The 13,779-nt window shown below is 73.2% G+C and carries 13 protein-coding genes; 8 read left to right on the forward strand and 5 right to left on the reverse strand.

Translation table 11 applies throughout. The features are described from left to right. Both EIZ62_RS19930 and EIZ62_RS19935 read right to left on the reverse strand, forming a co-directional pair. Nucleotides 1-381: a VOC family protein gene (locus tag EIZ62_RS19930; protein ID WP_156694005.1), complete on the reverse strand. Its 381-nt coding sequence runs from the start codon at nucleotides 379-381 to the stop codon at nucleotides 1-3. Nucleotides 382-425: 44 nt separating this feature from the next. Beyond that, entirely contained in the window at nucleotides 426-1,769 is a 1,344-nt protein-coding gene (locus EIZ62_RS19935) for a UDP-glucose dehydrogenase family protein (protein ID WP_156694006.1), read from the reverse strand. A gap of 180 nt (nucleotides 1,770-1,949) precedes the next feature. Here EIZ62_RS19935 and EIZ62_RS19940 point away from each other — a divergent pair, with 180 nt between their 5' ends. Continuing rightward, on the forward strand, nucleotides 1,950-3,107 hold the full coding sequence (locus tag EIZ62_RS19940; protein ID WP_156694007.1) for an acyl-CoA dehydrogenase: 1,158 nt from the start codon (nucleotides 1,950-1,952) through the stop codon (nucleotides 3,105-3,107). 73 nt (nucleotides 3,108-3,180) lie between these two features. Here EIZ62_RS19940 and EIZ62_RS19945 read toward each other — a convergent pair whose 3' ends face one another. Continuing rightward, nucleotides 3,181-3,828, reverse strand: a complete 648-nt coding sequence (locus tag EIZ62_RS19945) for a tellurium resistance protein (RefSeq protein WP_167536399.1) — start codon at nucleotides 3,826-3,828, stop codon at nucleotides 3,181-3,183. Nucleotides 3,829-4,003: 175 nt separating this feature from the next. Here EIZ62_RS19945 and EIZ62_RS19950 point away from each other — a divergent pair, with 175 nt between their 5' ends. Genes EIZ62_RS19950 through EIZ62_RS19970 form a run of 5 tightly spaced genes read left to right on the forward strand, consistent with a single transcriptional unit; the run spans nucleotide 4,004 to nucleotide 8,887 of the window. Further along, nucleotides 4,004-5,404: a methyl-accepting chemotaxis domain-containing protein gene (locus tag EIZ62_RS19950; protein WP_156694008.1), complete on the forward strand. Its 1,401-nt coding sequence runs from the start codon at nucleotides 4,004-4,006 to the stop codon at nucleotides 5,402-5,404. After that, nucleotides 5,401-5,910, forward strand: coding sequence for a hypothetical protein (locus EIZ62_RS19955; protein ID WP_156694009.1), 510 nt, complete (start codon nucleotides 5,401-5,403; stop codon nucleotides 5,908-5,910). The genes EIZ62_RS19950 and EIZ62_RS19955 overlap by 4 nt, the downstream gene beginning before the upstream one ends. An 18-nt stretch (nucleotides 5,911-5,928) precedes the next feature. Continuing rightward, nucleotides 5,929-6,594 carry a vWA domain-containing protein gene (locus tag EIZ62_RS19960; RefSeq protein WP_156694010.1) on the forward strand — a complete coding sequence of 222 codons (666 nt, stop codon included), beginning with the start codon at nucleotides 5,929-5,931 and terminating at the stop codon, nucleotides 6,592-6,594. A gap of 8 nt (nucleotides 6,595-6,602) precedes the next feature. Continuing rightward, nucleotides 6,603-7,940 carry a protein phosphatase 2C domain-containing protein gene (locus EIZ62_RS32760; protein ID WP_167536400.1) on the forward strand — a complete coding sequence of 446 codons (1,338 nt, stop codon included), beginning with the start codon at nucleotides 6,603-6,605 and terminating at the stop codon, nucleotides 7,938-7,940. Continuing rightward, a complete protein-coding gene (locus EIZ62_RS19970) occupies nucleotides 7,937-8,887 on the forward strand; it encodes a hypothetical protein (RefSeq protein ID WP_156694011.1) in 951 nt (316 codons plus the stop codon). Before EIZ62_RS32760 ends, EIZ62_RS19970 begins: the two co-directional genes overlap by 4 nt. 21 nt (nucleotides 8,888-8,908) lie before the next feature. Here the strand turns inward: EIZ62_RS19970 and EIZ62_RS19975 are convergent, their stop codons facing one another. After that, the gene (locus EIZ62_RS19975; protein WP_156694012.1) at nucleotides 8,909-10,168 is read right to left on the reverse strand and encodes an LCP family protein; all 1,260 of its coding nucleotides are present in this window, start codon (nucleotides 10,166-10,168) and stop codon (nucleotides 8,909-8,911) included. A 119-nt stretch (nucleotides 10,169-10,287) separates the two neighbouring features. Between EIZ62_RS19975 and EIZ62_RS19980 the strand changes: the two genes are divergently transcribed. Next, a complete protein-coding gene (locus EIZ62_RS19980; protein WP_156694013.1) occupies nucleotides 10,288-10,827 on the forward strand; it encodes an acyl-CoA thioesterase in 540 nt (179 codons plus the stop codon). Between the two features lie 34 nt (nucleotides 10,828-10,861). Here EIZ62_RS19980 and EIZ62_RS19985 read toward each other — a convergent pair whose 3' ends face one another. After that, complete coding sequence (locus EIZ62_RS19985; protein ID WP_483030211.1) at nucleotides 10,862-12,655, reverse strand: LCP family protein; 1,794 nt, start codon at nucleotides 12,653-12,655, stop codon at nucleotides 10,862-10,864. A gap of 99 nt (nucleotides 12,656-12,754) precedes the next feature. Here EIZ62_RS19985 and EIZ62_RS19990 point away from each other — a divergent pair, with 99 nt between their 5' ends. Further along, entirely contained in the window at nucleotides 12,755-13,777 is a 1,023-nt protein-coding gene (locus tag EIZ62_RS19990; RefSeq protein WP_156694015.1) for a glycosyltransferase family 2 protein, read from the forward strand. Nucleotides 13,778-13,779: the final 2 nt, after the last annotated feature.

Raw genomic sequence — 13,779 nt, forward strand, 5'->3', positions numbered from 1 at the left:
CTAGGCGCGGCAGAGGCAGAACGGGTGCCCCGCCGGGTCGGCGTAGACGCGGAACTCGCGCTTGCCCCCGTCGTCGTCGGTGTCCAGCGGTGTCGCGCCCAGCGCCAGGACCTGCTCGTGGGCGGCGTCCATGTCCTCGACGTCCAGGTCGAGGTGGAGCTGCTGGGAGTTCCGGTCGGCCCGCGGCCACTCGGGGGGACGCAGGTCGGGCGCCTTCTGGAAGGCCAGCCGCTGCCCACCGGGGAGGTGGAGGTCGATCCAGGTGCTGTCGTCGGTCTGGTCGTCCTTGATCTCACCGCCGAGGACGGCGGCGTAGAACTCGGCGAGCCGTCGCGGCTCGGGACAGTCGATCGCGGTCAGGCAGAGCGTCGCAATAGCCATGGCGCTCGGGTGCCCGGGCGGCGCGGTGCCATGCGTGGCGCGGGTCAGGCCCGGGGGCGGCCCATCGCGCGGAAGGTCCAGCCCGCTTCGCGCCAGCGCTCGGCGTCGAGGGCGTTGCGGCCGTCGAGGATGACCCGGGAGGCGGCGACCTCGCCGAGCACGGCCGGGTCGAGCTCGCGGAACTCGTTCCACTCGGTCAGGTGCAGCACCACGTCGGCGCCGCGCACCGCGTCGAGGGCGGTGTCGGCGTAGGCCAGGGTGGGGAACAGGCGCCGGGCGTTGTCCATGCCCTTGGGGTCGTACACGGTGACCTGGCCGCCCTGGAGGTGGATCTGGCCGGCGACGTTCAGCGCGGGCGAGTCGCGTACGTCGTCCGAGTTCGGCTTGAAGGTGGCGCCGAGCACGGCGACGCGCTTGCCGAGGAACGTGCCGTCGCCGAGGGCTTCGCGGGCCATGCCGACCATCTGGCCGCGGCGGCGCATGTTGATGGAGTCGATCTCGCGGAGGAAGGTGAGTGCCTGGTCGGCGCCGAGCTCGCCGGCCCGGGCCATGAAGGCGCGGATGTCCTTGGGCAGGCAGCCGCCGCCGAAGCCGATGCCGGCGCGGAGGAACTTCGCGCCGATCCGCTCGTCGTAGCCGATGGCCTCGGCGAGCTTCACGACGTCGCCGCCGGCGGCCTCGCAGACCTCGGCCATGGCGTTGATGAAGGAGATCTTGGTCGCGAGGAAGGAGTTCGCGGCGGTCTTGACCAGCTCGGCCGTCGGGAAGTCGGTCACGACGAACGGCGACCCCTCTTCCATGGGGGTGGCGTACACCTCGCGCAGCAGCTTCTCCGCGGCGGCGCTCTCGAGGCCCACCACGATCCGGTCGGGGTGGAGGGTGTCCTGCACGGCGAAGCCCTCGCGCAGGAACTCGGGGTTCCAGGCGAGCTCGGCGTCCGCGCCCACCGGCGCGAGGTCGGCGAGGAGCCGGGCGAGGCGTTCGGCGCTGCCGACCGGCACGGTCGACTTGCCGACGACGAGGGCGGGCCGCCGCAGGTGCGGGGCCAGCGAGCTGAAGGCGGCGTCGACGTACCGCATGTCGCACCCGTACTCACCGTGCTTCTGCGGGGTGTTCACGCAGACGAAGTGGACGTCGCCGAAGTCGGCGACCTCCTCCCAGGAGGTGGTGAAGCGCAGCCGCCCGGTGGAGCCCTCGATCCCGGCGACGTGCCGGCGCAGCAGGTCCTCGAGGCCCGGCTCGTACATCGGGACGCGTCCCGCCGACAGCATGTCGATCTTCTCGGGCACGACGTCGAGGCCGAGGACCTCGAAACCGAGCTCCGCCATGGCCGCCGCATGGGTGGCGCCGAGGTATCCGGTGCCGATCACGGTGATCTTGAGGGCCATACGGTGCTCCATTGACGTACGGGAGGGAGTGCGCGCCCGAGCATAGTCGGGCCCCGGCCCGGGCACCGTTCTCCCGTGGTGGGGGCTGTCACGAAGCTCACGTATGCCTCGCGTGGCCGGGGCCACTAAAATTCGGGTTACTTAACGGTAGTTAGCAGCAGCCCAGGGGAGTGAGAGAAAGTGGCGGGAACGCCTGACTTCGATCTGTACCGCCCGTCCGAGGAGCACGACATGCTCCGGGACACCGTCCGCTCGCTCGCCGAGGCCAAGATCATGCCGTTCGCCGCCGCGGTGGACGAGGAGGCCCGCTTCCCGCAGGAGGCGCTGGACGCGCTGGTCGCCTCCGACCTGCACGCCGTGCACGTCCCCGAGACGTACGGCGGCGCGGGGGCCGACGCGCTCGCGACCGTGATCGTCATCGAGGAGGTCGCCCGCGTCTGCGCCTCGTCCTCGCTGATCCCCGCCGTGAACAAGCTCGGCTCGCTGCCCGTGATCCTCTCCGGCTCCGAGGAGCTGAAGAAGAAGTACCTGGGCCCGCTCGCCAAGGGCGACGCGATGTTCTCGTACTGCCTGAGCGAGCCCGACGCCGGCTCGGACGCCGCCGGCATGAAGACGAAGGCGGTCCGTGACGGAGACCACTACGTCCTCAACGGCGTGAAGCGCTGGATCACCAACGCGGGCGTCTCCGAGTACTACACGGTCATGGCGGTCACCGACCCGACCAAGCGCTCCAAGGGCATCAGCGCCTTCGTCGTCGAGAAGTCCGACGAGGGCGTCTCCTTCGGCGCCCCGGAGAAGAAGCTCGGCATCAAGGGCTCCCCGACCCGCGAGGTCTACCTCGACAACGTCCGCATCCCCGCCGACCGCATGATCGGCGAGGAGGGCACCGGCTTCGCCACCGCGATGAAGACCCTGGACCACACCCGCATCACCATCGCGGCCCAGGCCCTCGGCATCGCCCAGGGCGCCCTGGACTACGCCAAGGGGTACGTCCAGGAGCGCAAGCAGTTCGGCAAGCCGATCGCCGACTTCCAGGGCGTCCAGTTCATGCTCGCCGACATGGCGATGAAGATCTCGGCCGCCCGCGCCCTCACCTACCAGGCCGCCGCCGCCTCGGAGCGCGGCGACGCCGACCTGACGTACCTGGGCGCGGCCGCCAAGTGCTTCGCCTCCGACGTCGCCATGGAGGCCACCACGGACGCCGTCCAGCTGCTCGGCGGCTACGGCTACACCCGCGACTACCCGGTCGAGCGCATGATGCGCGATGCCAAGATCACCCAGATCTACGAGGGCACCAATCAGGTTCAGCGGATCGTGATGGCCCGCAACCTGCCGTAAGGCACCCGCCGCGCGGACGAAGGAACGGGCGCCCCGCCGGTCGGGGCGCCCGTTCTCCCGTATCCGGAGCCGGTCAGCGCCGGGGCGGTTTGCTCATCCGCGTCCACTCGACGCCGAAGCCGTACGCGTCGTCGATCTGCTCGTGCGGGGTCTTGTCGGGCCGGGCCGGGAACCAGCGGACCTCCCGGCGCAGGGCGAGCCCCTCGCCCTCGGGGGTGGCCAGCGCGACGGCGCAGGCCGTCGTCCCGGGCGGCGAGTCGTCGAGGAGGATCCGCACGGCCCGGCCGCCGGGCGCGGTGACGGTCACCGTGGCGCCGAGCCGGCGGAAGTCCGCCGCGCCCTCGTACACGTACACGAAGAACAACAGCCGCCGGAAGAGGTCGCGCCGGTCGAGGCTGACCCGGAGGGTCTCGCCGTCGGACGAGTCGCCCGTGCGGTCGTCGTGGTCGAGGCGGATGTACGGCCACGCCGTGAGCGACCCGAAGTCCTCGCCCAGGGCCTGCACCACCTTCGGCGTGCCGTCCGTGAAGGTCGCGAGGCAGCACAGGTTCAGGTCCGCGCCGGAGCCGGGCCGCCAGTTGAGGTTGGCCTGCAGCGCGCCGCGCCCGGTGAGGGTGACGCGCGGCGCGGCCGCCGTCAGCACCGTCTCCCCGCGGGCACCGGTGCCGCGCAGCCGGATCACCCCGCGCGGACGGTCGCTCGAACGCTCTTCCGTACCCATGGCCCCCCTTTGTCCCGGTCGTGGAATTCTAGACTCCGCACCCCTTTCCGTGCGCTACGATCGGCGCCCGCGGCCGACGTCAACACAGCGTGGCCGCAACGGGGTTGAGGGGATCCGTCGTCGAGGGGGCGGGATCGGACGTGCCTCCACCCCGGGTTCTCTCATGGGGGTGGGAATGCCGGTCGGGGCTCTGGCGGAACGTCATGTCGTCGCACAGCAATTACGGGACGTGGCCGAACGGCCGGAACTGGCCTCACGGCGCGACGAGCTCACCTCGCTCGCGGACGCCCTCCAGGGCATCGGCGACGGGGACGTGGAGCCCTGGACCGAACTGGACCTGCTCCACGCCTACGCGCGGCCCGAGAGCATCACCCCCGCCGGCCCCGCCGCCGGCCCGGAACGCCCCTACTGGGCGTGGCTGGAGGCCGGACTCGGGGCGCTCGTCTTCGTCCCGCTGCTCCTCACCTGGTACGGGCTGACCAAGGCGTCCAGCGCCTACGGGACGCTGATCGGCACCGACCCGAAGGCGGCGGGCCGTCCGTTCCTCCAGCTGTGGCAGTCCGGCTTCGAGGGGCGGCTCACCGGCTGGTTCACCTTCGGTCACGTGGCGGGCACCGCCACCGGTGCCATCCTGTTGCTGCTCGTGCTGGCGCTGGCGCACGGCTTCCGGCGGGCCGCCGTCGAGCGGCGGGAGGACGCGGCCCGGCGCACCGGCGACGAGCTGCTGGCCAGGCTCGTGCCCCTCCTCACCCGGGCGCAGCTCCTGCTCAACGACGTACGGCTGACGTCGCCCCAGCGGTTCACGGCCGAACTCACCGGTGCCGCCTCCACGTTGCGCCGGCTCGGCGACAGGGCGGTCAAGGCGCACAAGGAGCTGACCGCCGCCGCGAGCACCGTGGGGGACGCGGTGGAGAGCGCCGAGCGCCGGCTGTCCTCGGTGGACGGCGCCGTACGGCCGCTGGAGGAGAGCGCGGCCGACATCGGGAAGGCCGTGGTGTCGCTGACCGACCGGGTGGAGGCGGCCGTGAGCGGCAGCGGGACCGCGGTGCGCGACGCGCTGGAGGAGGTACGGGCCGCGAGCGGCGACGTGCGGGACGTGCTGGGGCGGGCGGGTGAGCGGGTCGAGGACTCGGTGCACACGCTCGCGGCGGCGCAGCGCGCGTTCACGACGGGCGCCGAGGTGTCCGCCGACGTGTCGGCGCGGGTGCTCGACCGTCTCGCCGAGGTCGTCGAGGAGACCGCCCGGGCGGTGGCCGGCTCGCAGGAGACGATGCGGCGCCTCGACGACCGGACCCGGGCGCTGGGTGACGCGGCGGCGCGGTTCGCGGAGCTCGCGGCCGAGCTGCGCAGGACGCCGGTGCGCGAGCCGTCCTCCGTGCCGGGCCCTGCGCCGGCTCCCGCCCCGGCCCCGGGTCCTGCCCCGGGTCCTGCGGCGGAGCGCGTCCGGGGGCACGAGGAGGACGAGCGGGACGCGGGGTCCGCCGTGTCGTTGACCAAGAGCGCGGGGGCGCGGGGCGAGGGCGACGGCGGGAGCGGTGCCGGGAGCGACCCGGCGACCTGGGCCGACGCGCGATGAGGGCCCGCTCGGGGCGGGCGGCACGCGTCCGGTTCAACCCGCTGCACCTGGCGGGCTGGCTGTTCGCCGACATGCTGCTGGTCCTCGCGCTGGTCGCGATGGGCGACCAGGGCGATTCGGTGAAGGCCGCCGAGGCGGCCAAAAAGCCCGGGGCGTCACCGTCCGCGTCCGGAAAGCCCCGGCCCAAGCCGTCCCCGACCGGGCCCCGTGCCGTGCTGCGCAAGCCGGTGAACGTGGCCATCGACGCGGCCCCGGGCGACCGCGACCGGATCGTCGAGCGGCTGCGTGCCGTCACCGCGCGGCACGCGGGCCGCCAGGCGGCGTTCGTCCTCACCTTCGGCCGCCACGCGGACCCGGGCCCCGGGGGCGCGTACGCCCACGAGGTCAACTCCCTGCTGGCCGAGGCCCGCCCCGGCATGTTCGAGGGGGCGACCACACGTGACTTCTGGAAGGGCGGGGCCTCCGGGGGCCACGCCGACATCGAGATCTACTTCTACAGCTACTGAGCAGCGAGGTGCGCGAGCATGCAGATCCTTCCCTTCTATCTGGTGTGTGACGAGTCGGGGTCGATGAACGGGGCTCCCATCGACAGCATCAACACCGCTCTGCCCGACCTGCACCACGAGATCAGCACCAATCCGACGGTCGCCGACAAGACGCGCTTCTGCCTGATCGGTTTCTCCGACGACGCCAAGGTGCTCCAGCCGCTGGTGGACCTGAGTGACATCGACTCGCTGCCCGCGCTGGCGGCCGGCGGTCTGACCTCGTACGGGGACGCCTTCCGCACGCTGCTGCGCTGCATCGAGGCGGACGTGACCGCGCTCAAGGCGGAGGGCCACGACGTGTACCGTCCCGTCGCCTTCTTCCTCTCCGACGGCAGCCCCACCGACGACGGCTGGCAGCAGGCGCACAAGGAGCTGGTGGAGGCCCGTTACGGCCCCAAGATCATCGCTTTCGGCATCGGTGAGGCGGAGGCGGCGACCATCGGCCACGTCGCCAACTTCCGGGCGTTCATGCAGCAGGACACGTCCGTCTCACCGGCCCAGGCGCTGCGCGAGTTCGCCGCCAGCCTGACCCGGTCGATCGTGCGCTCGGCGAACAGCATCCCCGCCGACGGCGGCGGCGGCTTCGATCTGGCCGTGGACGAGACCGTGCCCGGCTTCTCCACCGTCTCGCTCGACAAGCTCTGAGGCCGGCCGTGCGACAGGACGACCAGCACCGCGACCACCGCGACCACCCGGCGCCCGACGACGCCGACTCCGCTTTCGACACCCTCCCGAACGGGGTGAGCCGGGGTGGCGAACCGGTGCCCCGCCCGTCGGTGCCGGACCCCCGCTCACCCGCCCGGCACCGCCCCGAGGCCCCGGCCGCCCCGGAGTACGGGTACGGATACGGGTACGGCCCCGGAACCCGACCGGAACCGGTGTCCCCGCCCGCCCCCGCACCGCCCGCCCCCGCACCACCCGCGCCGATCGCCCGCCCGGCCACCGCCCCCGCCCCCGGCCCGGCTCCCGCCACCGCTCCCGTCCCCGACCGCGTCCACGAACCCGCCCCGGCCCCAACCCCAACCCCAACCCCGGCCCCGGCCCTCGCCGCGCCTCCGCAGGAGCCGCCCGCGTCCGGCGTACCGCGCCTGGGCGAGCCGTGGCACAGCGGGGCCCGGCCGCCGAGGTACCCACCACGGCCCGGTGCGCTGCCCGGAGTGCGTGAGGACCTCGACGCCGCGGTGGTCCCGGACATCGTCCTGGACGGTGCCACCCACGGGCCCCTGACCGTCCGGGCCGCCTCCGTGCGCGGCGACTCCCACCGGTGGGAGCGCGAGCCGCGGCAGGACGCGCTGTGTGTCACCCGGCTCGGCGGCGGCGAGCCCCACGACTCCCTGCTCCTGCTGGCCGTCGCGGACGGGGTGGGCAGCGCCGCCCGCTCGCACGTGGGGTCGCAGACCGCCTGCCGTACGGTCGCGGGCCTGCTGGACACGTGCGCCGAGCAGCTCGTCCAGGCGGTGCGGGACGGTGCGGACACCATGCTCACCGCCCTCGTCAGCTCCGCGGTCGGCCGGACCGCCGAGGCGCTCGACCGGCTCGCGGCCGAGCGGGGCGAGCCGCCCGCCGCCTTCTCCACCACCCTGCGCGCCCTGCTCGTCCCCCTGGACCCCGCCATCCGCAACCGTGGCTTCTTCGCGGTCGGCGACGGCGGGCTGGCCCGTCTGCGCGGCGGCGCGTGGGACCTCGACCCCACCGGCCGGGAGGCGGACGGCCCCGGCGGCGGGGTGATCGACACCAGGACGGCGGCGCTGCCCACGGCCCGCCACACGGAGGCGCACGTCCTGGGTCCGGCCGCCCCGGGTGACGTCCTCGTCCTGAGCACGGACGGCCTGTCGTCCCCGCTCGCCGGTGAGCGGCAGGTGCGCGACTTCCTCGCCGCCGCCTGGGGCGGTGAGCCGCCGGAGCCCGCCGACTTCCTCTGGCAGACGCAGTTCCGGGCGAAGTCGTACGACGACGACCGCACGGCCGTCTGTCTCTGGGAGGGGCCGTGACCGCCGAGGACGGCGAGGACGTCCCGCTGTCCGGCTTGAGGCTGCTGGACCGGATCGGTGACGGCGGACAGGGCGAGGTCCACGCCGTCGCCGGGCCGCCGGGCATCCTCTACAAGGCGTACCGTCCGGCGCTGCGCCCCGACGGCGGCGCGCTCGCGGCGCTGGTGCGGGTCCGGCGGGACCTGGTGCCGGACGAGCGTGACTGGTGGGACGAGCGGACGGCGTGGCCGCTGTGCCGGGTCACCGACGGCGGACGGGTCACCGGCTTCCTGATGCGCCGCGCCCCCGACTCGATGACGTGGCGGCCTCCGGGCGGTGGCGGGACCAAGCTGACGGAGCTGGCCTACCTGCTGCGGCCCGCCAAGGCGGCCTGGCGGGCCGTGGTCCAGCCGACGCCCGAGGAGCGGTACGCGCTGGCCGTCGCGGTCGTGGACCTCGTCGACCGGCTCCACGCCATGGGGCTGGTCCTCGGCGACCTCTCGCAGGCGAACGTCCTGTGGACCGTCCGGCCCGCGCCCGCGGTCCACCTGCTGGACTGCGACGGCATCCGGCAGGCCGGCCGCGGGCCGGTGCTCGCCCAGGCGGACACCATCGACTGGAACGACCCGCTGGCGCCGCCGGGCGCCGTGACGGTGGACAGCGACCGCTACAAGGCGGCGCTCGCACTGGGCCGCATCCTCGCCCAGGACCCGTACACCGCGCCGGGCACGGTGTTCGCCCCGGTGCCGGGCGTGCTGGACGAGCGCCGCGAGGCGGCCGTACGCAGGCTGTACGTGCAGGCGGCCGGGCCGTTCGGCAGCAGGCCCTCGCTGGGGGAGTGGCGTACGGCGCTGTCAGGGAGGGGCGTCATCAAGCTGCTGGCCGCCCGGCCCGCCCCGCGGCCGGCGGTCGACCCGTCGAAGTTCGACGGGGCCCGCCGGCGCGGGACCATCAGCCTCCGGGAGTGACCCGGCCGGACCCGGCCCGGGTCACTTGCCGGTGACCGTGACCTTCTCGTCGTTCTGGATCTGCTGCACCAGCTGCTGCACCTTCGCCCTGTCCCAGACGAGGTTGCCGCCGCGGGTGCCGTTGATCGGCATGTTCATCGACGTGCCCTCGCCGCCGCTGATGCCCTTCATGGCGAAGAACATCTCACCCAGGTCGAACAGCGACATGTCCTTGTCGACGATCAGCGTGTCCAGGCCCGCGCCCATCGTCGGGTAGAGCTTGAACGGGTTGAGGATCGTGCCGGGCGTCGCCGCCTGGCTCGCCAGGGCGGACAGGAACTTCTGCTGGTTCTTGGTCCGGGCCAGGTCCGACTCGGCGAAGGCGTACCGGGTGCGGACGAAGGCGAGGGCCTGCTCGCCGTTGAGGGTCTGCTTGCCCGCCTGGAAGTCGGCGCCGGACTTCTTGTCCTTGAATCCCTTCTCGATGTTCATCTCCACACCGCCGAGGGAGTCGACGATGTTCGCGAAGCCCGCGAAGCCGATCTCGGCGTAGTGGTCGATGCGCAGCCCGGTGTTGTGCTCGACGGTGCGGACGAGCAGCTCGGGGCCGTCCTCGGCGTAGGCGGCGTTCAGCTTCACGCGCCGTCCCTGGGCGGGGAAGGTCTTGCCGGACTCGGAGCCGACGAACTTGGGGATCTCCACGTCGGAGTCGCGGGGCAGCGAGATCATGGTGTTGCCGCTGCCGCAGGCCGCGAGGATCATCATCGAGTCGGTGCGCTTGCCCTCGGCGGAGCCGGTGTGCAGCTTCTTCTTCTCCTCGGCCGTCATGCCCTCACGGCTGTCGGAGCCGACGATCAGGTAGGTCGTGCAGTCGCCCTCCTTGGGGCGGTCGATGACCTTGGCGAGGTCGACCTCGCGGCGCATCTTGCCGTCGGCCCAGAAGTAGGTGCCGATGCTGGTGCCGAGGACCGCGACCAGCAGCACGATGGAGCCGATCTTGATGCGGCGGCGCCAGTCCGGGGCCGGGCCCGGGGCGCGGACCCCGCCGCGGTCGGGGACCCGGGGGCCGCCGCCACGGCCGCCGCCCTGGGGGGTGCCGTAGACCTGGCCGGTGTTGTAGCCGCTGTCGTACGCGTCGTCGTACCCCTGCGACTGCTGCTGGGGGACCGGCGGGCGCTGCGACGGCGCGGCGGGGCGCTGGACGTGCCGCATCACCCGGGCGCCCTCGGGCTGGGCGTCGGCGCTGCCGCGGCCGTAACGCCCGTTGCGGTCGTCGGTCCATCCATCGGGCCAGTCGTTCATGCGGACCAGTGTGCAGGCCGCCCTCCGGCCGCCGACAGGGTGGGTGGGGAATCGGGCCAGGGCTGTAGCGAACCTGATGCAATGCGGGGGCGGACGGAGTCGGGCATAGGGTGGAGGGCATGACAGATCAGGCCTCCGAGCTGCGGGGAAAGCCCACCGCGGCCTCCCGCACCACCCTCAGCCACATCATGACCGGCAGTGACACCAACCTCCTGGGTACGGTGCACGGCGGCGTGATCATGAAGCTGGTGGACGACGCGGCGGGCGCCGTCGCGGGCCGCCACTCCGGCGGGCCCGCCGTGACCGCGTCCATGGACGAGATGGTGTTCCTGGAGCCGGTCAGGGTGGGCGACCTGGTGCATGTGAAGGCGCAGGTCAACTGGACCGGCCGGTCGTCCATGGAGGTCGGCGTGCGGGTCCTGGCGGAGCGCTGGAACGAGTCCACGCCCCCCACCCAGGTCGGCTCGGCCTACCTGGTCTTCGCCGCCGTGGACGCCGACGGCAAGCCGCGGCCCGTCCCGCCGGTGGTCCCCGAGACGGAGCGGGACAAGCGTCGCTACCAGGAGGCGCAGATCCGCCGTACGCACCGCCTCGCCCGCCGCCGGGCGATCAAGGAGCTGCGGGAGAAGCGCGCGGCGGAGGGCCTCGACGAGGACTGACCCGCGTGCCCGCTTCCGGCGTCGGGCCCACCGCTCAGGAGCAGATCACCTGGTCGCCGGTGACCGCGCCGAATTCGCCCTGGAAGGCGTTCTCAGCCCGCACCGGCAGGACGCCCGTGAAGTTCGCCCCGGCCGTGACCTTGAACACCGCGCCCTGGCCCTCCACCGGCAGCAGCCGGCAGCCGGGCAGCGCGGTGGCCAGGGAGCGGGCGGAGCGGTCCCAGCGGGGGTCGAACCAGACGATCGTGCGGGCCACGTCCCGGCGCGGCCAGTTCAGGGCCGGTGCGCTCGTCCGGAAGCCGGTCGCCTTGAGCGCGGCGCCGACGCGGGCGCCCAGCCCGTGCACCATCGTGCCGTTGTAGACCTGCACCCGGATCTGCTGCGGCGAGACCTCGACGAGCTTCTTGCGGACGGTGCTGCGCCCGGCGTACGGGGCGAGCGGCTTGTCCGCGCGTACCGCCGCGAACAGCTTCTTCGCCTTCACCGGGTCCCACTTCACCGTCGAGCCGATGCCCTTGACGGGGAAGCTGGGATCGCTGACCGGTACGGAGGTGAACTCCGACGAGGCGGCGGTGAAGCCGCGCATCGCCTTCGCCAGGGCCAGCATCTGCTCCGCGCCGAAACCCTCGTCGGCCCGCACGGAGCTGAGCATCGAGGTGACGACCTGCTGGAACTTCACCGGGTTCAGCAGGACGCCGTTGCTCGTCGCCTGGTCGATCAGCGACGCCATGAACCGCTGCTGGCGCTGCATGCGCCCCAGGTCAGACGCCCCGTCGACATGGCGGGAGCGCACGTACTGGAGCGCCTGCCCGCCGTCCAGCCTGTGGGTGCCGGCCGGCAGGTCGAGGCCGGTGTAGGCGTCCTTCATCGGCTTGGCGGTGCAGATCTCCACGCGCCCGATGGCGTCGACGGTCCGCATGAAGCTGGTGAAGTCCAGCTCCAGGTAGTGGTCGATCTTCACGCCGGTCATGTGCTCGACGGTGCGGACGGTGAGGTTCGGCCCGCCCTCGGCGTACGCGGCGTTCAGCTTCACCGGGTGCTTGTGGTGGTGCTTGCCGGTGGTGGCGTCGGTGTGCGGCGGGATCTCGGCGTACGAGTCGCGCGGCAGCGACACCATGCTGGCCCGCTTACGGTCGGCCGAGACGTGCACCAGCATGATCGTGTCGGTGCAGCGGCAGGGCGCGCCGCCGAGCCGGTACTTCGCCTTCTCCGCGGGTGTGATCTTGTCGCGTCCGTCGGTGCCGACGACCAGGATGTTGGTGCCGTGGCCGGGGGCGGGGCGGTTCTTCATGTCCTTGAACGGGTCGACCCGGCCGATCTCCGTGTCCAGGCTCGTGACGAGCGCGTGCCCGATGCCGCCCGCCGCGAGGACCAGCACCGACAGGGTGGTCGCCAGCCGCATGCCCCACCGGCCCCCGCCGCGCCCGCCGCGTCCGCCGCGTCCGCCGCGCCGGCCCCGCGGGCCGCCGCGGTCACCGGGGCCACCACGGTCACTCCCGTCGCGTCTGTCGTGCGGATCACGTCCGTCGCGTGCGTCACGCCCGTCGCGTGCGGCACGCGGATCCCGCCCCTCGCGTCCGCCGTGCCCGTCCCGTCCGTCGCGCCTGTCCTGTGCGTCACGCTGGTCGCGCGCGTCCCGCGAGGTGCGTCCGTCCTCCGGCTCCCGCCGCTCGTACCGGCCGCCCTGCGGCCCGGCCGGTGCCGGCGCCGGGACCCGTCTCGTCCGCCCCGGGGCGGACGGCCGGGGCGGGGCGGGGCGGCGGGGCGGCGTGGGCACGAAGGACACCTCCGCGGGCGGCTGGGGGAATGGTCGGCACAGTAGGCCCATACGATCAGCTGCCGCCCGCGCCACCCGGGCGGCGCGCACCGCTGTCCCCCGTTCGCGGTAACGTGACGGCGACCCCGCTGTCGTACCCCCCGAGGAACCATGCCCACGTCCCAGCCCCCGGTCTCCGTGATCATGCCGGTCCTCAACGAGGAGCGGCATCTGCGTGCCTCGGTCCGTCACATCCTCGAGCAGGAGTACGACGGCGAGATGGAGGTCGTGATCGCCCTCGGCCCGTCCACGGACCGTACGGACGAGATCGCCGCCGAGCTCGTACGGGAGGACCCGCGCGTCCACACCGTGCCCAACCCGACCGGGCGCACGCCCGCCGCGCTGAACGCCGCGATCAAGGCGTCGCGTCACCCGATCGTGGTGCGGGTCGACGGGCACGGCATGCTCTCCGCGAACTACATCGCGACCGCGGTCCGCCTCCTGGAGGAGACGGGCGCGCAGAACGTCGGCGGCATCATGCACGCCGAGGGCGAGAACGACTGGGAGCACGCGGTCGCCGCCGCGATGACCTCGAAGATCGGCGTCGGCAACGCGGCCTTCCACACCGGCGGGGAAGCGGGCCCGGCCGAGACGGTCTACCTGGGCGTGTTCCGCCGCGAGGCACTGGAGCAGCAGGGCGGGTACAACGAGGAGTTCATCCGGGCCCAGGACTGGGAGCTGAACTTCCGCATCCGCGAGGCGGGCGGCCTGATCTGGTTCTCGCCGGAGCTGAAGGTCCAGTACCGCCCCCGCCCGAGCGTGCGGGCGCTGGCGAAGCAGTACAAGGACTACGGCCGCTGGCGGCACGTGGTGGCCCGCTACCACCAGGGCTCCATCAACCTCCGCTACCTCGCCCCGCCGACCGCCGTCTGCGCGATCGCGGCGGGTGTCGTGGTGGGCGCGGCGCTCACCCCGGTGGGCTTCGTCGTCCCCGGCGCCTACCTGGCGGCGATCGTCGCCGGGTCCGTCCCCGCGGGCAGGGGGCTGCCGCTGAAGGCGCGGCTGCGGATCCCGGTGGCGCTCGCGACGATGCACATGTCGTGGGGGTACGGGTTCCTCACCAGCCCCCGCTCGCTGGCGAGGAAGGTCATCGCCAGCCGCCGCCCGGCGGTCGTCCGGACGGCGGCGTCGTAGCG

This window comes from Streptomyces ficellus (assembly GCF_009739905.1).
GTDB lineage: Bacteria > Actinomycetota > Actinomycetes > Streptomycetales > Streptomycetaceae > Streptomyces > Streptomyces ficellus_A.

Bases quoted from the DNA above. Each gene is read 5' to 3' on its own strand.
- EIZ62_RS19980 (WP_156694013.1), top strand. From the start codon at position 10,288: ATGACAGATCAGGCCTCCGAGCTGCGGGGAAAGCCCACCGCGGCCTCC.
- EIZ62_RS19950 (WP_156694008.1), top strand. From the start codon at position 4,004: ATGCCGGTCGGGGCTCTGGCGGAACGTCATGTCGTCGCACAGCAATTA.
- EIZ62_RS19985 (WP_483030211.1), bottom strand. From the start codon at position 12,655: ATGGGCCTACTGTGCCGACCATTCCCCCAGCCGCCCGCGGAGGTGTCC.
- EIZ62_RS19960 (WP_156694010.1), top strand. From the start codon at position 5,929: ATGCAGATCCTTCCCTTCTATCTGGTGTGTGACGAGTCGGGGTCGATG.
- EIZ62_RS19955 (WP_156694009.1), top strand. From the start codon at position 5,401: ATGAGGGCCCGCTCGGGGCGGGCGGCACGCGTCCGGTTCAACCCGCTG.
- EIZ62_RS19930 (WP_156694005.1), bottom strand. From the start codon at position 381: ATGGCTATTGCGACGCTCTGCCTGACCGCGATCGACTGTCCCGAGCCG.
- EIZ62_RS19945 (WP_167536399.1), bottom strand. From the start codon at position 3,828: ATGGGTACGGAAGAGCGTTCGAGCGACCGTCCGCGCGGGGTGATCCGG.
- EIZ62_RS19935 (WP_156694006.1), bottom strand. From the start codon at position 1,769: ATGGCCCTCAAGATCACCGTGATCGGCACCGGATACCTCGGCGCCACC.
- EIZ62_RS19975 (WP_156694012.1), bottom strand. From the start codon at position 10,168: ATGAACGACTGGCCCGATGGATGGACCGACGACCGCAACGGGCGTTAC.
- EIZ62_RS19990 (WP_156694015.1), top strand. From the start codon at position 12,755: ATGCCCACGTCCCAGCCCCCGGTCTCCGTGATCATGCCGGTCCTCAAC.